We start from the raw sequence: 23160 nt of genomic DNA, 5'->3' as shown, positions 1-23160 counted from the left end.
CGGCACTTAATTAAATTTGGTTGCCCATAAACTGACTGTTGTACAGGTCGGCATAGAAGCCGTTAGCCTTCATCAGCTGTTCGTGGTTCCCAGTTTCAATGATGTGACCATGGTTGACGACGATGATCTGTTCAGCGTTGCGGATCGTCGAAAGCCGGTGGGCAACAACAAAACTGGTCCGCCCCTTCTGCAGATCATTCATCGCGTTTTGGATCAGGGCCTCGGTCCGGGTATCAACCGAACTGGTGGCCTCATCGAGAATCAGGATTTCGGGGTTGGCCAAGAAGGCCCGGGCAATCGTCAGCAGTTGCCGCTGCCCCTGGGAAATATTCGAGGCTGCTTCATTCAAAACGGTCTGGTAGCCATCCGGCAGCTCCCGAATGAAGTTGTCGGCGTAGGCCATCCTGGCTGCCTGGTAAACCTCTTCGTCACTGGCATCTTCCCGGCCGAAACGAATGTTATCCATGATCGTCCCGGTAAAGAGCCAGGTATCCTGAAGAACCATTCCGATGTGACTCCGCAGGTCCTGGCGAGTCATTGACCGGGTGTCGTGGCCGTCCAAGTAAATGTGGCCACCCTGAATCTCATAGAAGCGCTCCAGGAGGTTGATAATGGTTGTCTTTCCAGCCCCCGTCGGCCCTACGATTGCCACCATATGATTCTTCGGCGCCTTCAGATTGAAGTCCTCGATCAGCGGTTCCTCCGGCCGGTAGCTGAACTTGACGTGGTCAAATTCGATCTTTGGTACCGGCGTGGTTGTCAGGGGATGATCTTCAATAAGGTCATTATTCATTTCTGGCTCGTCCAGGACGGTAAAGATCCGCTCCGCCGAGGCAATCGTCTGCTGAATGGTGCTCGACAGGTTGGCAATCTGGGTAAGCGGCTGGGCAAACTGGTTGGTATACTGCAGAAACGCCTGAACGTTCCCTAGGGTGATCTGGCCGTGGATAACCTGAATGGCCCCAACAACGGCAACCATCAGGTAGCCCAGGTTCCGAATGAAGTTCATCAAGGGGAAGATCAGGATGGAGAAGAACTGGGCCTTCCACGCTGCCTGGTAGTAATGGTGGTTGGTTTTGCCAAACTTTTTCTCCTCGTCACTTTCCTTATTGAAGGTCCGGACAATCGTGTGTCCCGCATAGGTTTCTTCGACCTGGGCGTTGATTTTCCCCAGCTCCGCCTGCTGACGGGCGAACAGCTTCTGGGCGGTTGGGGCGACGAAGGCCACCACCGCCAGGCTAAGCGGAATGATGATCAGTGCCACCAGGGTCAGCCTCCAGCTAATCGTGAGCATCAAAATCAAGACCCCGACGAAGGTGATCGTGCTGGTGATGATCTGGATAAAGCTCTGCTGGAGGGTACCGGCAATGTTATCCATATCGTTGACCATCCGACTCATGATGTCCCCGTTGCTGTGGGTGTCGTAAAAGCTGACCGGGACCCGGCCAATCTTATTTTCCAGGTCCTGGCGCAGGTTGTAGACCACCCGCTGCGAGATGCGAGTCATGGTGATCTGCTGAACGAAGCTGAAGAGCCCGGAAAACACGTACAGGAGGATTACTGTTACTCCGATCATCATGATGCGGTGAAAGTCAATTGGCAAACTGGTCAGGTGCTGGCCGGCCTTAATCCCGGCATAGCCCTTCATCACGCCATTGTAAATAATCGTTGTTGCCTCACCAAGGATCTTCGGTGCCAAAATCGACAGGATGACCGAGCCGATTGCCAGGACAATCGAGAAGAGCACCCCGTATTTCCATGGACGAAGGTAGGCAATGAGGCGCTTCGTGGTCGGCCAGAAGTGCTGGGCCTTTCTATTACCGTTATTTCTTCCGGGTCTGCGTTGCACGTTCCTCATCCCCCTTTTGAATCTGTGAATCAACGATCTGCTGGTAGGTCTTGTTGTGGGCCTTTAATTCCGCATGGGTCCCTTGCCCAACGACCTTCCCGTCATCCAGCACAATGATCAAGTCGGCATCGGCAACGGTGGACACCCGCTGCGCAACGATGACCGTAACCGCCTGCTGAATCTGCGGATCCTGGCGCAGGGCCAGTCGCAGCTTGGCATCGGTCTTGAAGTCCAGGGCCGAGAAGGAGTCGTCGAAGATGTAGATCGACGCCTGCTTGACAATCGTCCGGGCAATCGCCAGCCGCTGACGCTGCCCACCGGAAAAGTTGCTGCCGTCCTGCTCAACGATTGCATCCAGTCCCCCGGCTTCCTTGACAAAGTCGTCCGCCTGGGCAATCTTCAGTGCCTGCCACATCTGTTCGTCCGTTGCTTGGTCGTTGCCGAACTGCAGGTTGGACCGCACCGTCCCGGTAAAGAGGACCGCTTTCTGTTGGGTAATCGAAATCACCTGATGCAGGTCATGCTGGCTAAGCTTGTCGATTGGCTGGCCGTTTACCCTAATCTGGCCACTTTCAATATCGAAGAGCCGGGGGATCAGGTTAACCAAGGTCGACTTCCCCGATCCCGTTCCACCGATGATCGCCAGGGTTTGCCCAGCGTGAACCGTAAAGTGAAGGTCCTGGAGTGCCAGGCGTTCGGCACCGTCATAGCGGAAATTAACGTGGTCGAACTGGAGTGACGCCGGGTGGTGCGGATCGATTTTAACCCGTGATTCTGCCGGCAGGTCCGCGACGCTGATTGGCATCTCCAGCACCGCATTGACCCGGCTGGCAGATGCCGAGGCCCGCGGAACAAAGACGAAGATCATCGAAAGCATCATGAAGGAAATCATGATTTGGGTGGCATAGGTCATGAAGGCGATCAAATTCCCGACCTGCATGGTCATCCCGGCGATCAGGTGACTACCGAGCAGAATGATTCCAACGTTGGTCAGGCTAAGAATCAGGGTCATCACCGGGAAGAGAAACGAAACCAGGGTAAAGGCCTTGATCCCTGTCGCGGTGTAATCCTCATTGGCCGCCTGGAAGCGATTCTGTTCCCGTTTTTCCTGACGAAAGGCCCGGATGACCCGAACACCGGTCAAGCCCTCGCGGAAAACCAGGTTAATCTTATCGGTTTTCTTCTGAATGCTCTTGAAAAGCGGCACGGCAAAGTACATCACCAGGATTACCGCCACGGCCAGGATTGGCAGACTGATCAGGAAGACCCGGGTCAATCTCGGCTCCCGAATGTAGGCCAGAACACAGGCCGCCACCAGCATAACCGGTGATTGAAGCATCATCCGCAGCACCTGAACCATCACGTTTTGAATCTGAACGATATCGTTGGTCGAGCGGGTAATCAGCGAGGAGTCGCCAAAGTGGTTAACCTCCTTGCTGGAAAAGCGCAGCACCCGGTGAAAAATCTGTCGACGCAGTTTTTCACCGACCCGCATCGCCTGGGTTGACGCAAAATAAACGTTCCCGGCCGCTGCCACCAGGCCAATTCCAGCCACGATCAGCATCAAGATGCCGTCGTGCCAGACACTGGCCATGTTTTGCCGCATGATCCCCCGGTCAACCAGTTCCGAGGTAATCGTCGGCAGGTACAAGTCGCAGCCAACCTGCACCAGTAAAAAGAGAACGGCAAGGCTGGTCGCCCACCATTCGAGGTTCTTCTTGGCAATCTTTATCACTGCTGATCATTCCCTTCCTGTGCCAAATTTTGAAGCTGTTCTTCCATTTTAGCCAACACCGTCACGAACTGCTGGCGCTCCTGCACGTCAACATTGGCTAGCAGGGCCTGGTTAAAACGGTCCCGACGAGCAATTAAGTCCTGATAAAATTCTTTGCCCCGTTCCGTCAGGTCAACCCGAATAATTCGGCGGTCCTTGGGATCACGCGAGCGAGTGACATAACCACCCTTCTCCAAGCGTTCCAAAACTTCGGTCAGAGAACCAGGCTTAATCCGGGCAAGCTTAGCAATTTCGCGCTGGGAGCTGCCGGGATGACGATAAATTGTTGCCACGATTCGACCCTGACCACGAAAAATCGTCGGGTGGGGCGAACGCTGCATCGTGACGTAAATGTCCTTCATCAGGCCATATAAGCGGTGAAAAAATTCCTCATCCGTAACCGTCATTTGTTGATTGCTCCTCTCTTTTTTAAATCGTTAGGTACATAACGATTGATAATTTTACCACGACCTGCCAAAAATGCAAACAAAAAAGCCCGGAGCAAAATTGCTCACGAGCATTTTGAAAATGCGATTAGCCTGGTTGGTTGGAGATGGCGCCACTTGGCTGGTTTGAAATCGTTGGTTGAGTGGCACCGCCACCGCCATTACCGCCGCCACGGTAGGTTGAGCGAGAACCACCGCCGCCACCGCCACGGTAGGAGCTGCCGCCACCACCGTTGCTGTAACTGGTACCGCCGCCATTGCTCTGACTGCCGCCACCATTGCCGGCATTAGCATTGCTGTTGCCAGCGTTGCTATTGTTACTGTTGCTGTGCGACGAAGAACTGGAGGAGTGCGAACTGCTGGAACTAGAGGAGCTAGACGAACTGGAAGAGTTGCTTGATGATGAACTCTCCACTTTTTGTTCCTTTACCTTCAGCTGTTTAGTAACCTTCTTCTTCCCCCGGGTTGCGATTACGTCATAGGTCCCAGTGGTGTCGAGTGTCACGGTCTTCGTCACTACACCGGTTCCCGACTGGGCCTTAATGGTTGCGTACGTGGTCCCAGTCCGGTGACCACGAATAACCACCTTAGTGTCCGGCGAAATCATAAATTTCACCTTTGCATTCCCATTGTCATCCACGTGGACGGTTTTCTTAAAGCTCAGCGTCACTTCCTTATCCTCACTAGTTGAGGTCTTGGTTTTCGCTGGCTTGCTAACCTTTGTCGCCTTAGTTGAGGCCTCCTGCCGGCTGGTAAAGGAGGTTACACCGACACCGACAAGACTTCCCACCAGGAGAATTGCCATCAGCCAGTTAAAGAAGACGCCCCCGCCACTAACGTGATTGACGCCACGCTTCAGACGATTAACCTGTCGAATGTATTGAAGAACTAACAAGATGGCTGCCGCAACGGCCACGATAATAAATAGATTCTTGATTCGCATAATTTAAAACACCATAAATTCATTATTTCTTAAAATCGATACAAAATCATTTTAACATGAAAAATCGTTTTTTTAAGCGCTTTGTAAAGATTATCAGCTAGCGACCGTTTTCTTCAGGCAATCAATAGTTGATCGTACTTGGCAAGGAAAACTATTCAGCATCAAAAAAGGCTGGTGTACAAAAAGCACATCAGCCTCGCAAAACATTGCCATATCAATGTTTTTCAGTAATATTAAAATCACCCGCACGGGGATTGCAACGCCTTGCCTACTAAGGGCTGCGGCTTGTTTTGACTCAATTTTGACTCAGATTTATATTTTTTGAAGCTTTTCCACTATTAAGTTATCGTTCTTTGCCTTGTATTCATCAATCAGATAAGCATACACCTTTAACGTGATATTCACGTTAGCATGGCCTAACCGCTTACTGATTGCGTATATATCGACACCCTGACCAATCAAATAAGCTACATGGACGTGACGCAATGAATGGAAGTGAAATCCTTCTTTATCAATCTTAGCGTTCTTCATTATTTCATGTAGGCACTTATTCAATGCGTTTGATGTGGGAATTGTCCCAAACATATTTCTAAATACCATGGTAGAACTATTAACCTTCAAATCTTCTAAACGTTTAAGTAGTTCCCGGTTAACCTTGATTACCCGGTTGCTTGATTCTGTCTTAGTTGATTTGAAGGTTTTTTCTTTTTCGTCCCACGACTTATTTATAGAAATAGTCGAGTGCAAGAAGTCAATGTCGTTCCAGGTCAGCGCTTGAATTTCTGCTTTCCTCATTCCGGTATAAATTGCCGTGAGGATCATGTAGCGACTGGTGTAGTTATGATCTAGCTGACTAACCACCCGCTTTTTCAATTTAATAAGCTCATCATTACTTAGATACTGAACCTTACGAGTCCGTTCAGAGTCATAAACTAATTCAACGTTGTCGGTAAAGTTCTTTCGCACGACATCATCATCAACGGCATAGCTAACACAAGTATGGCAAGCCCCTTTTAGTTTCCTCACACTTTCATAGGAGTGATCTTTACCATACCAATTAATGAAGGCTTGGTAGTCGCTTCTATGTATATCTTTGAGCTTCTTCTGCTCAAAATAGTCCTCAATATAGTTACCAATGAGCTTGTATTGATACTTTGCACTATGGCTCTTGATTTTGTTTTCCTTATATAACTCAACCCACCGACGATAATAATCAGCGAAAGAAATATCTGCCAAGCTAGTATTTGATGCTTCAAGCTCTAATTTAAGCTTTCCGGCAGCTTCTTTGGCATCTCGCTTTAACTTAAAATGCCCCTTGGCCTTCTTCTGCTTACGGTTACCGTTAGAGTCACGATAATTTACATAACCATAGTAGCCATTTTTTGCCTTTTTCACAGTAGTTCCAATATATGCCATTTTATTATCACCTTTCCGATCGTTTGACCGACACGGGGGATATGTTGAGAGGTGATAAAAACACATAATAACAGATATGGAACTCTACATCTCTACATAGTGGTCTAACCCTTTATGGGAGTAAGCTTCAACCGTGTAGAACAATATGTAGAATGTAGACTACACTTTCTCTACATCTCAAACTGACTGAGTAAGTGGAATTGCATGGTACCGTGGTACCGAGTGGCCTAAACCGTTGGGGCCGTAAGGCTGAGACGGTACCATAATGATTCTAGCGGTACCATAATGAAATTGAAGTAAAAATGGTACCCTAATTTGATTCATCGCTATCATCTTTCTTAATAGGAAAACTAGACAGTAGCTTATCAACATTAGGAAGAATATCGGCCTTATCATATTGAATAGTGCCAACAGCAATTTGTCGTATCAAGTTTAAGAACGCTCTATAATCTTCCTGCTGACTATCGGTGCCATGTAAACGAATCAAATTAAAAAGAATAAGGAAATCGTCGTAGGCTAAAAGCTCAATCACTGATAACGGATTTTTTTTAATAATGTCTTGCTGTTTTTCAAATTGGCTACGGGCCGTACTTTCCCACTTTGATGTTATTGCTGACATAACTGAAGTAAATTCAATTTGTGATTCGGTTATTTTTCTCTGCTCTTCTTCATTCAATTTAGAACCGTGTACCGCTTTATCAAGTAATTGTTTAGTATCGGCCGCACTCATATGGCTACCATTTATAAGATATTCGACAGAAACACCGCCAAGTTCAGCTATTTTCTTTAAGCGTTGTTTATTAGGACCACCACCGTTTTCCCAATAGGAAACGCTACTTTTGGGGGCCGGCGGATCAAACAATTGTCCAAACTCCTCTTGGTTTTTTCCAAGTCTTTTACGAATAGACCTGATTCGTTTCCCCATTTCAGCATTTTTTGAGATAGTTTCACCTTCCTTCAAAAATTCGAAAAAAGTTCAAAAATTCGATTGACACAAGTATAAATTAGATTTAATATATAGTCAATGGTTCGGAATTAGTTCGGATTTTTATTTTTTGCGAGCTAGTTCGGAATTAGTTCAAAAAATTAAAAGGCGGTGAAAATATGCAAGCGGAAATTAACCTCTCCCCAGAATTAGAAGATGCTCTAAAAGTCGCTATTAGCACAGCGGCACAAAAAATCGTTGATGATTCTAAAAGCAAGAACGATAAGTGGCCCATGTATATGAATAAGGGCACGGCGGCCAAATACTTGGGAATTTCCTATAACACCCTGTCCACATGGATGGATGAGGAAAAAGTTCCTTATAAGCACATTGCTGGTTCATATCGCTTCAATCGTAACGACTTAGACAAATTCATGGCAACAAATTAATCTCTCCGACACGGGGGATATGTTGGGAGGTGATTTAATGTTAGCAAAGATTGACCAGAGTATTCTTAATTTCTGGTACACAGCCCCAGATGAACGTGTTTGGGCGTATGCCATGACACTTATTCCGCTGCTTGCTGTTATAGCAACTATTACAAACTATTTATAAGAAAGGATGATTTACGATGACTAAAACAGAACAACAATTAGAAGATGAAATTATCACCGTTCAAGATAAGATTATCAACGCTGGCAAGTATGTAGCTGCTGCTTGTGAAGGTATTCCAGATGAAGGAACTATCACTTTCGATGATGGTGTAGTTATTACTGATCCGGTGGAAAAAGCAGATGATATTCTCAATACAGCCCGTGAGATTAAGAAAATGGCTATCCAATACCAAGCCTTAACCAAGTTAGAAGATAATGTTTTTGGGCAAAATAAAAAAGCCATTAACAACTTACAAGATTCCACCCAAGAAGTTGTCAATGACAAATGGTTTTAAGGGTAAAGAATATTTGTGAAACAAAAAAAGTCCTTGTGCTGACAGGCGTTAAGGACGTGAAACATAAATATCTTTACCCTTTCATTTTAACACGATGGAAGGAGATTTAAAAGACATGAAAAAAAAGATAAATGTAGAAACTTCCCTGGTGAACCTCAAGAAGCCATACAAGGTTATTTATTCCAGTGACCATCAAGGAAATTCAGCCTTGATTATTAGCAAGGGTGACTTGTCAAAAGTGCCGGGTAAATCAGTAAGCGCCATTGATGACGTGCAATTCATCAAAGAATTACGCAATGTACTTGATGCCCTGGAAGCTCAATACAGGTTGGAAGGTGAAGCTAATGACTAACGACTTCACTGTCCCCGATGAGATGAAAAAAGAAAAGCGCTGGTGTGCTTGGTTCTATGAAGAAATGAGCATTTCTAATATTCACAAACGTAAAAAGATACCACACAATCTTAACAGTTTTATGTGTAAAGGTATGGCTTCATCTACTAACCCTAACACATGGGGGACATACCAGCAGGCAAACAACACTTATGTATTTGCTAAGAATAACCCCCAAAGAATAAAAGAAATGCATTACGGCGGTCCCGGATTCATGTTTGGTGACGGTTGGGCCTTCTTAGACATAGACCACATACCAACTGTGATAGCTAACTATAGCTTAGGTGAACACAACATTATCAGCAATATTGTGGAACTACTGGACTACACCTATTGTGAAGTTAGCCAGTCGCAAGAAGGGCTTCACTTCATTTTCAAACTAGACAATTCTGTAAAGCAATTTACACGAAAAAAACATGGCTGTGAATTATATGTAAAAGGAAGAATGGCAGCACTGACCGGTAACCGCCTAGATATTGACCGGCCGTTAAAAATAACCACTATTAACCAACAACAGTGGGAACAATTGCATAAATTAGCATTTGGTGATTACTCCCCTACTATTTCAACTAATGATGCCTTTAGCGGTACAGAGCTTTCACAAGGTGTGTTGAGTGAACAGGGGTTAGCAGTAATCGACAACATTATGAAAAGTACTGATGCTACTAAATTCAGTTGGTGGCTCAATGCCGACTTGCCTACTGTTAGTACTAACGTTAGTGGCAAACAGGTTCCTAACTGGAACGGAATAATGATTGATTATGACCCTTCAAGCCAGGACCAAACTTGTTGCAATATCTTAGCTTATTGGGTTAAGCGAACGACCGGCGAATATAACAGCAAGCTTATTGACGAAATATTTAAGCAAACTCACTTATACCGTCCTAAGTGGGATTCTAAAGACGGTGCCGGGACTTATGGCCAGCGAACTATTCAAAGAGCTATTAATTATAAATCAGCACAGCGCAACAGATACAAAGTTGAATTCAACATTAAGGGCTTAAAAAGCGAGATTGGATAGAGGTGATTTATAGATGGAAGAAAACAAGGTAAAACTTAGCGACGACCAAAAATTAATCTGTAAAGCCTATGGTATTGCTGAAAGCGAGTGGTCAAGCTTATATGATGAAGCAGACGCTCTTTGGCATGACCCCCAATATAACGGCAATTTCAAACTTGAACCATTATCTATACCGGCCCTTCTAAGTACTTTTGATAAAGAAAAATATGTTTATAACGAGAATGAAAATTCCGGTCGTGCTCCTCTTTTTGCATGGAGTGATGAGGGTGATGATTGGCGAAAAATGATAGAATTATTTATCCCCTGTTGGATAAAATTACTTTTAGCTAAACGTACCGGTCGCCCTTATTTAGTTTATGAGTGGTCCACCTTTGCTACTAAGTTAGCAATCAACAGACCAACAGAAGTCTATCCACAACTATCACAAGGCCAAACTTATCAAGAGGAAAAGGGTACATGGCGAATATTTGAACATAGAGAAATGAAAAATTGGTTCAATTATCAATTACAAGGACAATTAGCAAAATGGGGGATAACCGATACTAGAGCTTTAAATGATGGTTTTACAAAAGGCTGGAACATCTTCAATTCTAGTCGTTTTGTCTATAAATACGATGTAAAAACTCCGGATAAAAAAATGACAACTGGTTTAGTCGCTTTTAAGAATGGCACATATGACTTTAAAGAAAATGCTCTAAGGGGACATTGTAGAAGTGATTACCTGGTTAATTACCACAGCTATGACCTTGACACTAGTAATAGCAAGCCAGCGACTGAAACTAATGCCATGTTAGAAGAAATGTTGACCGATGGCCTAAAACTTGGCGAGTACGGCAGCGATAAGCTAGCAACGTTGGCTGCAAATAATGAATCAGTGACTTGTCTTAAAGAATATATAGGTTATATGTTCTTTAACTCTTATAAAAAAGCTCCTAATCGTTTCATGATATTTACTGGCAAAAAAGGTAATGGTAAGTCGACTCTAATTAATTTGATTGGCAACTGGTACTTAGACGGGGAAAACAACGATAATACCACACCAATTGACCTAGTACAACTGACAGACCCTAATAATAGGTTTGTCGTATCTACCTTATATAGTAAGGAATTAGCTTATGATGCGGATATTGGAACGGACTTACTTCAATCAATGGCCCGAATAAAAAAATTGACCGGTGGTGATGGGTTACCGGCTGAATTCAAGGGCGGTAAGCAATTCATGCTTAATGCTTATGCGAAACTACTATTTTCAGCTAATGACTTGCCGCCGGTTAGTGGGAAACAAGTAGATGGTGCATTAAAAGACCGGGCAATCGTACTCCCCTTCTTTAATAAAGATACCCGTGATGTTGACCGTGCTTTCTGGAAGCGACACAACATTGAGACTATCAAGGCAGAGCGACCACAGTTTGTCTATGAATGTATTCAGGCTTTCCGAAATACATTCAAGCACGGCTTCACAATCTCTAAAGAGATAAGAAGTGCAACAGATGAATGGCTAGAAGATAATGACGTTTTAGGTAGTTGGCTTAACTCTATTCCGTATAATAACCCTAATCTGATTAGACGAACTAAAAACGAAATTTATTTTCTCGCAGACAAAGAAGCGTGGAATGACTATAAGCAATATTGCAACGATAATGATTTGAATGCTTACAGTAAAAAAAGCTGGAGTTCAGAATTAAAAATTAAGTTCGATTTTGAAAAAGACAGAGATACCGATAAAGATGACGGAGTTAAATATACAAGCTGGCGCAATCAAGAAGTGCTTATAAAGCTGTTAGCGATGTACGCCGAAGATAATAGTATCGAATAAAATGTCCATTTTGGGGCTAAAATGTCCAAATGGACAGCAAAAGACAGTTTTTCATAAGGTCGTAAAAGCTGTTATATCAAGGCTGAACGGCCAAAATGGACAAAAGGACAATTTACACTATATAAGTTAAATTAAAAAAGAAAAAGAAGGTTTTTATTTTGAAAAAAAGTAGTAGAGAATAAAATGTCCTTTTGTCTTTTTAGAGGGTTAAGCCCTTGGGAGAGTAAGAAAAAGTCTTCCAAAAAAAGTGCCTTTAAGTGTCTTTTTGGACAAAATAGAAAGGAAAAAGACAGAACACCACACACACATGAAAGCTGTCACAGTTAGGAGGACAACATGGCAAATAGATAAGATAATAGATTTGAGATACACGATTGCGTTTTATTACAGAGTTGGCGCAGATAATCTTACTGATGTTTGGCGTTTCTTGCGCAAGAATAACTACATTGATTGTAATGGCAGATTATTAATAAAGAACGGAGATGATGCGAATGCTTAACTGTTCGGCGCGATGTGCCTAATGCAAAAGCTATTGAGATACATGATGTTAATATAATTAAAAACCTAATTAAGACCCGGTCATGATTTTGACCCCCGCCCCCTATGGCTCAAACAAAAAGAGCGCACACATTGCCATCATCTTACACGCAAGCGGTAATTTAAAACTTTTAGGTAGGGGGGCTATTAAATGCTAATTATTGATAATACAGGCTTTAACGCTATATGATAGCCCGCATTAATGCCCGTTTTTGAATTTTTGAGGGTTAAGCATCCCCTACCCTGCTTTAACTATTATTTTGGCAAGTGAGAAATTTTGAATAGCTAAGGGGGTGGGGTATTGTTGCCATTCAGACGAAACGAAAAGCATTTTACCGCATAGTTGATCGTTAAATTTGCGAAGATGATATATCCAAAGTAATTTCACATTTTGCACCCTTTAAAAGGGCACATTGGGCAGGGCATAAAAAGATAGTCCTACTTATCTGGAACAAAAACGGGGATGATTTTTCCGCACTTTTCCGCAGCAATAAAAGGTTCTATGATATTCGGTAAGTATAAGATAATTTCTTATCTTTACCGTTTTTTGTTACTTGCTGTACCATTGATTTAAAAAAAAAACAACTGTCTTAAGTTATCCCCATAACCACTCAGTTGTCTTAGAAAGGATATATTCCTCATGACTAATGATATCAACTTTTGGACCGAAATCAAGGACCCTTACTTAAAACCTGACAAACCGTTTTTAACTGAGAGTAAAGAACTAAAGGTCATTCATTTAATTCAGTCTTATCCCATGCACTGTCCGCTTTGCGGCTAGCTGATGCGGCGCAACGGTTTCCGTAAGCGGCCCGTAACGATTAAAATCCTTTCACTGGCCGGGAAACCAGCTGTCTTAAAAATCAAGAAGCAACAGTATCTCTGTCCACCATCACCCCAATGCCCCAAGCGAGTTACCAAAGTTGCCGAGGCCCAAGGAGTTAACTTTGCCTGTCGAATTGCGAATGTCGTTAAATACCATATTGTACAGGAACTCAGTGAGAATGAATCAATGCGGACCATTGCTAGTCATCACAATGTTTCTACTAACACCGTTGAGCGTCAGCTCGAGGGCCTCGAAGATACCTTTAAGACTAATCCTCACTGGTTACCGGCAACCATCGCTTTTGATGATTTTAAATCTGGTAAGTTCGCCCAAGGTAAGATGAGTATGATCTTAATGAATCCACAAAACCATCGCACTATTGATATCATCCAGTCCCGTAATTCGCACTTTATGCGTGATTACTTTCTTTCTCACTACTCTAAAAGGGCTCGCTGGTCGGTTAAGATTGTCGTTGTCGATCTATTTGAACCTTATCGCAACTTAATCCATGACTTATTCCCTCAGTCTATGATTGTAGCTGATCATTTTCACGTCGTTGCCCAAGCTTACCGGGCACTTCAAAGTGCCCGGATCAAAGTCATGAAAGCATATGGCCCCAACACACATGAATACCGAGCTCTGAAGCATTACTGGAAGATATTAATGACCAAGGAAAGCCAACTAGATTACCTACACTGTTATTCCCGACGTAACTTCCAATATCACTGGTTATCCAATCAAGAAGTTGTCGAACGGCTACTCGATTTCTCTCCAGATCTAAGGGCTGCCTACGAATACTATCAAGACTTAATAGCCACGACCGCAGTCAGGCCTTGCTAGATCAGTTAATTAAGCAGAATAATCTACCAAACGTTATGAGACGAGTTAAGCGAACCCTCGCCAAGCACCGTCAGGAGATTATTGCCAGCTTTTACACCCGATTAACCAACGGTCCGATCGAAGGTACCAACAATAAAATTAAAGTCATCAAGCGAACTGCATATGGCTATCGCTACTTCTTCCATTTTCGGATTAGGATTCTTATTTCGTTGAAGACTTCTAATCTCATGATTCGTGAATTATCAAAAAAGAGAACTAGACCAAAAGCCAAAGTAGCTTAGTCTAGTTCTCCAAAATCTCTTCATCCTTACCGATTGACAAAGAGCCAAAATCAAAATCAACTATTTTCACCATGAATATATCTTCTTAAAATATCAGAATATTTTCTTGCTAAAACCACAACTTTTTGTTTACTTGACTCAAAATCAACTGCATATTGTTTAGCATCAACATTCTTAGAATTAGCAACTAGCTTATAATAATTCCACAAAGACTGAACAATTTCTTTAGCAGGAGAAACAAGCTCTTCAGGAATATCCATAGTCGTATCTATCGAATTTTCAAGAACAGCCAATTCACTACAAAAATCCGGAATATTCTTTTTACCACTAGAAAGACCAATTTCTTGGTGAATTTTATCAACTTTAACAAGGAAATTATTAGAAAAATTTTTTATTAATCTAATTCTATCAGAATCATCCTTATATATTATTAATGAATTGCTGTTTCTTACAATAGAACCATTTTCTGCTTTAATATTGCCATTGAAGTTATTATTACCGTCAACAGAAATATTAGTATTAGTTTTTCCAATATTAGACTGAATTTTACCCCCTGAAAATAATCCTTTAAACCAATTCCAAATCTCATACAAATTAAAAGCTTCCTTTCAAATCTTCCATATTTAGTTTCTCAATAATAATATAGAGATTTTCCTGAAACATTGAGAATATTATAAAAAATAATTATTACGTTGATAGTCCCGCTTGGCATCGGTCAATTCTTAAACCGCCCAAATCATACATTTTTAAACCGCCATAAAATGACAATTTAAAACCGCCCTTGACAAACCAGAGCTCATCAGAGCTCCGGTCTATTTTCGTGCTTTCAAGTTTCAGTTAAGAACTAATAAATCTGCGAATACCTATCCTATTATTTTATTAATTTACCAGCTAAATTCACAATAATCAAAGCAATTTTAGTTGTGCTTATCAAATAGGCAATTTCATTTAATATTACTATCCTTGGAAACCATTATGCTAGTTATAACTACTCTTTTAAAAATTTTTGCAATGCCTCTTGCCATCTTAAAATTTTAAATCCAGTATTTTCTGCCTTATCCAGATTCATGATTGAGTGCCGTGGACGGTAAGCCTTCTGTGGGTAAGCCTCAGATGTTACCGGTGCCACCTCGACATCCTTGTCCTTCAGAATTTCACTGGCAAACTCGTACCAGGAACAACTTCCTTCGTTGGAGAGTTGGTAAGTGCCAAACGGCTGATCATTATCCACCAGATAGATCATAAATTCGGCTAAGGTCCGCGTCCACGTTGGGCGGCCAAACTGGTCGTCAACTACCGTCAGCTTATCGTGATCCTTAGCCAGACGTAGCATTGTGTAAACAAAGTTCTTGCCGTACTTACCGAAGACCCAGGACGTCCGGATAATGTAGTAATCATCCAGTGTTTCCTTAACAGCCTGCTCACCAGCAAGCTTGGCCTTGCCATACTCGTTCTTTGGGTTGGTTGGATCATCGACCTGGTACTCGTCAGGATTTGTTCCATCGAAGACGTAATCCGTGCTGATGTAGACCATCTTGGTTCCGACCCGCTTAGCTGCTTCAGCAACATTACGGGTTCCGTCCTCGTTGACCTTCCAGTTGGCCTGTTTTCCTTCATCTTCGGCATTGTCAACTGCAGTATAAGCCGCACAGTGGTAAACCACTTCAGGCCTCAAGGCATCGAACTTAGCATCAACCGCCTGCTTATCGGTGATGTCCAAGCCCTTGGAATCAAAGGCATCATAAGCTACCCCACGTTCATCAAGCAAGTTGCGTAACTCACTACCCAGCTGACCGTTGGCACCGGTGATTAAAATTTTTGTCATTCTCGTTCCCTCCAAAAAAGCCAGGCAACATTTAGCTGCCTGGTTAAATCATTTTAATTATTGACCATTCTTAGCGTACTTAGCTTCAACTGCAGCCTTCTCGTCCTTCCACCAGTCTTCATGCTGGGTGTACCAGTCGATAGTGTGTTGAAGACCGGTCTTGAAGTCGGTGTATTCCGGCTCCCAGCCGAGATCGTTGCGCAACTTGGTGGCGTCGATGGCATAACGCAGATCATGACCTGGACGGTCCTTGACGTGATCGTAAGCATCCTTAGGCTGACTCATCAGTTCCAAGATCATCTCAAGGACTTCCTTATTATTCTTTTCGCCGTTAGCCCCGATCAGGTAGGTCTCACCGATCTTCCCTTTGGTCAGGATGTCCCAAACGGCGCGGGAGTGATCATTGGTGTGAATCCAGTCCCGAACATTCTTACCAGAGCCGTAAAGCTTTGGCCGAATTCCACTCAAGATATTAGTAATCTGACGTGGAATAAATTTCTCAATGTGCTGGTAAGGACCGTAGTTGTTGGAGCAGTTGGAAATGGTTGCCCGCAGACCGAAGGAACGAACCCAAGCCCGAACTAACAGGTCAGAACTAGCCTTGGATGAGGAGTATGGACTGGATGGCCGATATGGTGAATCAGGCATGAACTTCTCACCCTTGCCCTCACCGTGACCTGGTAAATCTTCCCGCAGTGGTAGGTCGCCGTAAACTTCATCGGTAGAGATATGATGGTAACGAACGTCGTACTTCCGGCAGGCCTGGATCAGGGTAAAGGTACCCTCGATATTAGTCTTAATGAACGGAGTTGGATCGATTAGGGAGTTGTCGTTATGACTTTCAGCAGCATAATGAACCACGGCGTCAGCTTGACTGACCAGCTTGTCAACCAGATCCTTATCACAGATATCACCAATAACCAGTTCAACCTTGTCCTTCGGCAGGCCAGCGATATTGGCTGGATTACCGGCATAGGTCAGCTTGTCCAGGACAGTAATGTGTTCAACTTCAGGGTGGTTATTAACCAGAAAGTGAACGAAGTTAGAACCGATGAACCCACAACCACCGGTAACAATGATATTCTTAAATGCTTTTTTCATATCTGACAAGACTCCTTAGATTTCACCGTAAGCAAATGGGTTGTCCTTCTCAAATTCCGTAAAAGTTGGCTGATTGGCATCCTTCTCGGAAGTAATGGTCTTATCGAATTCGATTGGCCAGTCAATGTTCAATTCAGGGGTCTTGAAGGAAAAACCACCATCAGCTTCAGCGTCGTAGTAGTTGTCCACCTTATAGAGGAAGTTAACATTATCGGTCAAGGTCAGAAAACCATGAGCAAAGCCACGTGGCACCAAGAGCTGACGGTGGTTACTTGCGGAGAGGATGTAGCCTTCCCATTGCTTGTACGTTGGGGAACCCTTCCGGACATCCACGATGACATCCAGTACGGCCCCGGTAACGACCCGGATCAGCTTCGTCTGAGCGGCCTTACCACGTTGGAAGTGCAGGCCCCGCAGCACGCCAGCCCGGCTAGACAATGATTGGTTGTCTTGGACAAAGTTGAAGTCGATCCCGGCTTCCTTAAAGTCCCGGTCAGAGTAGGTTTCCTCAAAGAAGCCCCGGTTATCACCGAAGACCTTTGGAGTAATGATCTTAACATCCTGTAACTTAGTCGTTTGTACCTTTAATTGTCCCATTCTTTTCCTCCTAATCTTGCTTAGCTAGCCGCAATAAGTATTGACCGTAGTCGTTCTTCTTGAGCGGCTGGGCCAATTCGACCAGCTTGTCCTTATCAATGTAACCCATCCGGTAGGCAATCTCCTCCAGAGCTGCGACCTTCAAATTTTGACGTCGTTCGATCGTAGCGATGAAGTTAGCCGCTTCTAGCATGGAGTCGTGGGTCCCGGTATCCAACCAGGCATAACCCCGGCCCATCAGCTTAACATCCAGCTTGCCCTGCCGGAGATATTCCTTGTTCACATCGGTGATCTCCAGCTCACCACGGTCGGATGGCTTGATGTGCTTGGCAATATCAACCACATTGTTGTCGTAGAAGTAGAGACCGGTGACCGCGTAGTTGCTCTTTGGGTGCGCCGGCTTCTCTTCAATTGACAGAGCGTGCATTTGATCATCGAAATCAACGACCCCAAACCGTTCCGGATCGTTGACATGGTAACCAAAGACTGTCGCTCCGTCAGTCTTCTTGGCAGCGTCTTGAACCAGTTGGGACAGGCCCGCACCATAATAGATGTTGTCACCCAGGATCAGGGCTACCGAGTCATCTCCGATAAAGTCCTCCCCCAGGATAAAAGCTTCTGCCAGACCATTCGGGTGCTCCTGAACCTTGTAAGAGAAGTTCATCCCCAGGTCAGAGCCGTTACCCAATAGTTCCTTAAACAGAGGCACATATTCTGGTGTTGAGATTACCAGAATATCCCGAATACCGGCTAACATTAACGTCGACAATGGATAATAGATCATTGGCTTATCGTAAACCGGGATCAGTTGCTTCGAAATACTACGTGTAATTGGATATAGACGGGTACCAGACCCACCTGCTAAAATTATTCCCTTCATTAAAATTGCCTCTTTTCTTGAAAGGTATTCCTCATATACTCAACAGCCTCTTTAACCGTTAAATTGTTGCAAAGCACCAGAGTAATAAAATAACCTATTATGGCTAACGGAACCGAAATTAATATTCCTACTACAAATGATTTAACGTTTAAATTAACCATATAGCAAAATAGCAATACGACAACGCAACCTATTAAAGCGTCTAAAACATTTTTAACAAAAGTTTTCTTTGTCAGTGTCTTTTTTAATATATCTTTCCCATAATAAGCATTCATAGTTACTGACATTACCTCAGCTAAGACAGTACTCAATGAAGCGCCATCATATGACCAAAGAGGTATAAAAACTAGATTAATCATAACATTAAATATTGCAGTTATAATTGTACTCTTTAAAAGATATTTTTCCCTTTTTGCAGGCAATAATACGCAATCTGAAATGACCCAACTAAATAGTGAAAATAGAATAGCCCAAGCAATAATTGCCAAGGAATTTGAAGCTTGTATATATTTTTCCCCTGCAATTATTACTACAATATTTTTACTAAGCATCATAAGCCCTGTCATTGCAGGAAAAGTTAAAACAATCAATAAATTTATTAACTTATTTAGAATAACTTTGTACTCATTAAAAAGCTTTTTCCCATATAAAACTGAAAGTCTAGGAATTGTTACAGTTAAAATTGCAGTTAGTAAGCTGGCAACAATTGTATAAATTTTTACAGAAACACCATAGATACCGACTTCTCGATCCCCTTTAATTAATCCTAGAATCGTGTTATCAGAAGAAACATATATATTAACTGCTATAGCTGACGCGAAAATAATTAATGTAGGTTTTACGTGAATCCTCCAATTTGTTTTCCATGAAAACCGTAATTTTACAAAAGATTTTGCATGAATATAATTTAACAAATTGGAACCTACTGAAGCCAAAACAGTTATCCAAGCGTAAATAAGATAATCAGTCGTCTTTTTTACAAATACAAATAATAATATAATCGAAATAATCTTAAATACAATATTCCTAGTTGTAATATATGCATAATCCTCATATATTACATATAGCCAATTTGTGCCAAGCGTAGTAAAAAGTATTTGAATACTAAAAATCAAAATGCACAATGAATAATTATTCAAAACTTTAAAAACTAACAAGCTTAAAATCAATAAAATATATGCTACCAGAGTAGAAGTCATATTAAGAGAAAAAACTTCGCTAGAAAAATTACTCATTTTTCTATAATTATCTCTAAATTTAGCCCCCTCTCTAATAGCATATGTATTAATACCTAGGCCAGCAATCAATAGAAAATAACCAACATACGTAGATGAAAAATTATAAATCCCCATTCCTTCAACCGAAAGAATTCTAGAAACATAAGGAAAAGTTATAAGGGGAAAAATTAAATTTAGAATACTCTGGAGCCCATTAAGAGCCGCATTAACACCTAAAGAATGTTTTTTTTTACTACTATTATTATTATTCATTAACTACTCCTTTAAAATACAAGTAAACTATAACTATGACAAACAAAATAATGTTTTTATAGCTTATTAAGAAGCTCAAGAAATTTATTAGCCTCTTCTTCAAAAGAATAATATTTAACAGTAGAAATTGCATTTTTTGAAATGTTTTTTCTCAAATTCTGAGATCGACATAATATTTCTAATCCTTTGAATAATTCCTCCTGATCAGTCATATTTTGGATTTTATAGCAATTCTTCAAGTGCCGTCCTAATTCTTTGAGGCAACCTGTATCCGAGCCTAAGACAACACAACCACGTGCCATGGCCTCCATAGCAGGTAATCCCCATCCCTCATATATACTTGGAACATAAAAAAGATTAACAGAATCATACCATTCATTTAGCTCTTCTCTACTAGGATTTTCCAAAAATTTAATTTGTTTAGGAAAGTCCTTAGGCTTTTTAAAACCAAATGTTTTTAATTTAATATTTGGATGTTTTTTTACAAAGGTTAGTAAACTATTAATACCAAATGATGTATTCTTTATATCTTGCTTAACAGCTCGTTTTTCTCTAAAAGGTATTCCTATAACAATATTATTGTTATTACTACCATATTCTCTTGTTTTAATGATATAGCTTTCAGGAATACCATTGCATATAACAGATGATGATGCATCTGTTTCTTTCATTAGCCTATCATGAAGTTCAGTACTTACTGAAACGCGTAGATCATATGGTAACTGATAACTAGCTTTTACTTTAGAATTTTCCCTTTCTTTTCCCCATGTTTCGAAATCTTGAATAAAATAAACTTTAGCTCCCTTTTGAGGCCTTAATTTATAAACCCAATAACTTGTCAGCCAGCTAGTTGCTATTGTAATATCTGCATTTCTAACAAATATATTATCAATAAAAGGTACAAATTTTACTGTAATATTATGAGAGATCCACCTTCCTCGTAAATCTTTTGATCTTAAAATTCTATATATTGATTTAGGAAATAATATTCTTTTCCATCCATAATATGCCCCTGTAAAAGGAACATAACATATAACATCATTACCATGCTTTGAAAAATAATTTAAATAATCAGTTGCCATTTGCACGCCTCCGGAGTGTCCTATTCCTGGCAAAATCATATTTATTTTCATAATTGCAGCTCCTTATTAATTAACATTTTTAACTCTACATATTGTTTTGAAATAACTATGATCAATAAAACCTGCAAGAGCAATCATCAATAATGCATTTTGATAATATCCTAGGGGAGTTAGTACAGATGTTTCAGTAAAGCCAAAAATAAACAAAGCAAGGCTATAACAAATAAATGCTGGATTATCCTTAACTCTATACACAAAATTAGACAATATAAAAATAATGAATAATGATATTATTAATCCACCCGATAAAAGTAAATACATATATGAAGTATCAAAACCTGCATATAAACGGGGCAAATTACCACCATAAAACAACTTTTGAAAATCTGTAGCAAATAAAATCGTCATTCTAGATGGTAATAAGTGAACACCATAAATTTCAAGATAATCATGCCATATCTCAGGCCTATATGTAAGAAAATTACTTAATCTATATATCCAATTATACTTACCATAATAACTTGCCAGAAACCAGGAAAAAGCAAGCAAAAAAATAGGAGCAATTAATGTCAACTTCCCAACTAACAAAAATAACTTAGGATTTTTTGAAACCATGTAAGTAGTTAAGAAAATTAATAATACAATTACTGCCGTATCATCACTCAGTATTTTCTTTTCAAAAAAAATGCAAAGTAAGAAAACTATAAAATCAAAAAAGTTAATTCTATACCATTTTAGGATAAAATAAGATAAAAGTTCTACTACCACTAAAAAGCCAATAATATTAGGATTAGGAAATCCAAATACCCACAAATTTCCTTGCTGTTTAGGAATAAAATTAGTCAAACTTAGTAATACAACAATTACAATCCCATATAATATTCCATTAAAATATAATTTAATTACTTTATAAGGCTTTATAAATAAACAATACATAGCAAAGAAAATTAAGCAACTAAATTGACTAGCATTAATAAAAAATAATAGAATCATTATTAATGCTAGTACTAAAAGTTTTAGCTTAGCATTTAAGTCTTGATAAAAAAATACATTCCAAACTAATGCCAATCCTAATACCAAGAAAATAAGAATTCTACTCAAGTTGATAATCGAAATAGAAATATTATTTTTCAAAAGACTATTCATCAAAACAAAATAAAAAATACTACATTCAAGAATCTTAGTATAAATTGTTAATTTAATATTTGAAGACATATAGAAAACCCTTTAAAAATGCCGCCTTTTCAATCAAAGAAATTACTAAACCATGCATTAATATCGTACTTATTCTTAAAATGATTTACGGTTTTATCGTATGGAGACGTAATAATAGACGGTAATTTTCCCCAATCATCAGAATCAACAACAAAAATATTCTTGGAAGAATAAAAGTTCTCATTAACAATACTCTTATTAGTTGTTATCAATTTTTTCTCTAAGAAAAGTGATTCCAAGGCCCGTAATGTATAACCTGTTTGTCCCTTTTGATTTACTTCTAAAATAGCTTTGGCAGCCATAATCCTTTTTTTTACTATATTATATGCAATATGCCTCTTAGAATTATCTGATAATATATCAACCTTATATTTCAAACCAGCATTTTTAATTTTTTTTAGTATGTCATTAATTTTCTTTTTTCTTCCCTTATCATGTCCAATAAAATATACATCATATTTTACATTTTCTTTTTGAATATTGGTAGTCCCAGTATAATATTGAATATTAAATTTCATATGATATTTTTTTTTGTCCCCTTTATCAAAGGTCCAAAACTCAACATTACTATCCGTAACCAGTCTTGGTAAAGTATGATTATTAACCGGGTTCCAATACCAATATATAATTCTAATTTGGGGATTAATTCGATGAATATATTCAGGAAGATGATTTGTCAATTCACTTGCATGAATAATAATCGTATTGTAATTATTCAATTCTGTTTTCCAATTATTGAGCCAACAAGAAAGAAAACGCGCTGGCATCTTCATAGCTACAATTCTTCGTAAAGCACGTAATGGTTTAGAAACATTTTTAAATATAACATCAGCATGTAAATTATATTCAAGCCAGCTTTTGAACATAACATCGACTTCGGGATTAGTTTGTGTTAAAATAAGTGTTTTATTTTTTTGCAATTTAGCATCATCATTCATTTCTCATAAACCTCATAT

21 protein-coding genes and 1 pseudogene are annotated in these 23160 nt (G+C 40.8%); 7 read left to right on the top strand and 15 right to left on the bottom strand.

Translation table 11 applies throughout. The features are described 5' to 3' along the window. Positions 1-10: 10 nt before the first annotated feature. The 6 genes from LKE23_RS10325 to LKE23_RS10300 form a co-directional block, all read right to left on the bottom strand. Positions 11-1858 (bottom strand): ABC transporter ATP-binding protein, encoded by a 1848-nt coding sequence (locus LKE23_RS10325; RefSeq protein ID WP_291977257.1) that lies wholly within the window; start codon positions 1856-1858, stop codon positions 11-13. Beyond that, positions 1824-3584 carry an ABC transporter ATP-binding protein gene (locus LKE23_RS10320; RefSeq protein WP_291977256.1) on the bottom strand — a complete coding sequence of 587 codons (1761 nt, stop codon included), beginning with the start codon at positions 3582-3584 and terminating at the stop codon, positions 1824-1826. Before LKE23_RS10320 ends, LKE23_RS10325 begins: the two co-directional genes overlap by 35 nt. Beyond that, positions 3581-4030 carry a MarR family winged helix-turn-helix transcriptional regulator gene (locus LKE23_RS10315; protein ID WP_291977255.1) on the bottom strand — a complete coding sequence of 150 codons (450 nt, stop codon included), beginning with the start codon at positions 4028-4030 and terminating at the stop codon, positions 3581-3583. Before LKE23_RS10315 ends, LKE23_RS10320 begins: the two co-directional genes overlap by 4 nt. Positions 4031-4157: 127 nt before the next feature. Further along, the gene (locus LKE23_RS10310) at positions 4158-5012 is read right to left on the bottom strand and encodes a hypothetical protein (protein ID WP_291977254.1); all 855 of its coding nucleotides are present in this window, start codon (positions 5010-5012) and stop codon (positions 4158-4160) included. A 312-nt stretch (positions 5013-5324) separates the two neighbouring features. Continuing rightward, on the bottom strand, positions 5325-6428 hold the full coding sequence (locus LKE23_RS10305; protein ID WP_291977253.1) for a site-specific integrase: 1104 nt from the start codon (positions 6426-6428) through the stop codon (positions 5325-5327). Between the two features lie 310 nt (positions 6429-6738). After that, positions 6739-7389: a helix-turn-helix domain-containing protein gene (locus tag LKE23_RS10300; protein ID WP_291977252.1), complete on the bottom strand. Its 651-nt coding sequence runs from the start codon at positions 7387-7389 to the stop codon at positions 6739-6741. 143 nt (positions 7390-7532) lie between these two features. On the opposite strand from LKE23_RS10300, the gene LKE23_RS10295 reads away from it, so the two are divergent. The 7 genes and pseudogenes from LKE23_RS10295 (at position 7533) to LKE23_RS10265 (ending at position 14014) form a co-directional block, all read left to right on the top strand. Continuing rightward, a complete protein-coding gene (locus LKE23_RS10295) occupies positions 7533-7802 on the top strand; it encodes a helix-turn-helix domain-containing protein (protein ID WP_291977251.1) in 270 nt (89 codons plus the stop codon). Positions 7803-7839: 37 nt separating this feature from the next. Beyond that, entirely contained in the window at positions 7840-7968 is a 129-nt protein-coding gene (locus LKE23_RS10290; RefSeq protein WP_263851051.1) for a hypothetical protein, read from the top strand. Positions 7969-7984: 16 nt separating this feature from the next. Then, positions 7985-8302 carry a hypothetical protein gene (locus LKE23_RS10285; protein ID WP_291977250.1) on the top strand — a complete coding sequence of 106 codons (318 nt, stop codon included), beginning with the start codon at positions 7985-7987 and terminating at the stop codon, positions 8300-8302. Between the two features lie 115 nt (positions 8303-8417). After that, positions 8418-8654 carry a hypothetical protein gene (locus LKE23_RS10280; protein ID WP_291977249.1) on the top strand — a complete coding sequence of 79 codons (237 nt, stop codon included), beginning with the start codon at positions 8418-8420 and terminating at the stop codon, positions 8652-8654. Beyond that, the gene (locus LKE23_RS10275) at positions 8647-9714 is read left to right on the top strand and encodes a phage NrS-1 polymerase family protein (RefSeq protein WP_291977248.1); all 1068 of its coding nucleotides are present in this window, start codon (positions 8647-8649) and stop codon (positions 9712-9714) included. The genes LKE23_RS10280 and LKE23_RS10275 overlap by 8 nt, the downstream gene beginning before the upstream one ends. A gap of 13 nt (positions 9715-9727) precedes the next feature. Continuing rightward, positions 9728-11530 (top strand): DUF5906 domain-containing protein, encoded by a 1803-nt coding sequence (locus LKE23_RS10270; protein ID WP_291977247.1) that lies wholly within the window; start codon positions 9728-9730, stop codon positions 11528-11530. Positions 11531-12851: 1321 nt separating this feature from the next. After that, positions 12852-14014 (top strand): annotated as a pseudogene (locus tag LKE23_RS10265) (ISL3 family transposase). 56 nt (positions 14015-14070) lie between these two features. Here LKE23_RS10265 and LKE23_RS10260 read toward each other — a convergent pair. The 9 genes from LKE23_RS10260 to LKE23_RS10220 form a co-directional block, all read right to left on the bottom strand. Beyond that, positions 14071-14607 (bottom strand): hypothetical protein, encoded by a 537-nt coding sequence (locus LKE23_RS10260; protein WP_291977245.1) that lies wholly within the window; start codon positions 14605-14607, stop codon positions 14071-14073. Between the two features lie 395 nt (positions 14608-15002). Next, positions 15003-15839, bottom strand: a complete 837-nt coding sequence (rfbD, locus tag LKE23_RS10255) for a dTDP-4-dehydrorhamnose reductase (protein WP_291977244.1) — start codon at positions 15837-15839, stop codon at positions 15003-15005. Between the two features lie 57 nt (positions 15840-15896). After that, complete coding sequence (rfbB, locus tag LKE23_RS10250; RefSeq protein ID WP_291977243.1) at positions 15897-16940, bottom strand: dTDP-glucose 4,6-dehydratase; 1044 nt, start codon at positions 16938-16940, stop codon at positions 15897-15899. A gap of 15 nt (positions 16941-16955) precedes the next feature. Continuing rightward, positions 16956-17537 (bottom strand): dTDP-4-dehydrorhamnose 3,5-epimerase, encoded by a 582-nt coding sequence (gene rfbC / locus LKE23_RS10245; protein WP_291977242.1) that lies wholly within the window; start codon positions 17535-17537, stop codon positions 16956-16958. A 10-nt stretch (positions 17538-17547) separates the two neighbouring features. Then, positions 17548-18417 carry a glucose-1-phosphate thymidylyltransferase RfbA gene (gene rfbA / locus LKE23_RS10240; protein WP_291977241.1) on the bottom strand — a complete coding sequence of 290 codons (870 nt, stop codon included), beginning with the start codon at positions 18415-18417 and terminating at the stop codon, positions 17548-17550. Beyond that, positions 18417-19907, bottom strand: a complete 1491-nt coding sequence (locus LKE23_RS10235; protein WP_291977240.1) for a flippase — start codon at positions 19905-19907, stop codon at positions 18417-18419. The genes rfbA and LKE23_RS10235 overlap by 1 nt, the downstream gene beginning before the upstream one ends. 56 nt (positions 19908-19963) lie before the next feature. Then, positions 19964-21040, bottom strand: a complete 1077-nt coding sequence (locus LKE23_RS10230; protein ID WP_291977239.1) for a glycosyltransferase family 4 protein — start codon at positions 21038-21040, stop codon at positions 19964-19966. Positions 21041-21055: 15 nt separating this feature from the next. Continuing rightward, positions 21056-22204, bottom strand: coding sequence for a hypothetical protein (locus tag LKE23_RS10225; RefSeq protein ID WP_291977238.1), 1149 nt, complete (start codon positions 22202-22204; stop codon positions 21056-21058). Positions 22205-22233: 29 nt separating this feature from the next. After that, entirely contained in the window at positions 22234-23142 is a 909-nt protein-coding gene (locus tag LKE23_RS10220) for a hypothetical protein (protein WP_291977237.1), read from the bottom strand. Positions 23143-23160: the final 18 nt, after the last annotated feature.

It is taken from the genome of Limosilactobacillus sp. (genome assembly GCF_022482365.1).
Classification (GTDB): domain Bacteria; phylum Bacillota; class Bacilli; order Lactobacillales; family Lactobacillaceae; genus Limosilactobacillus.
This window is presented reverse-complemented; position numbering and strand designations above follow the sequence as displayed.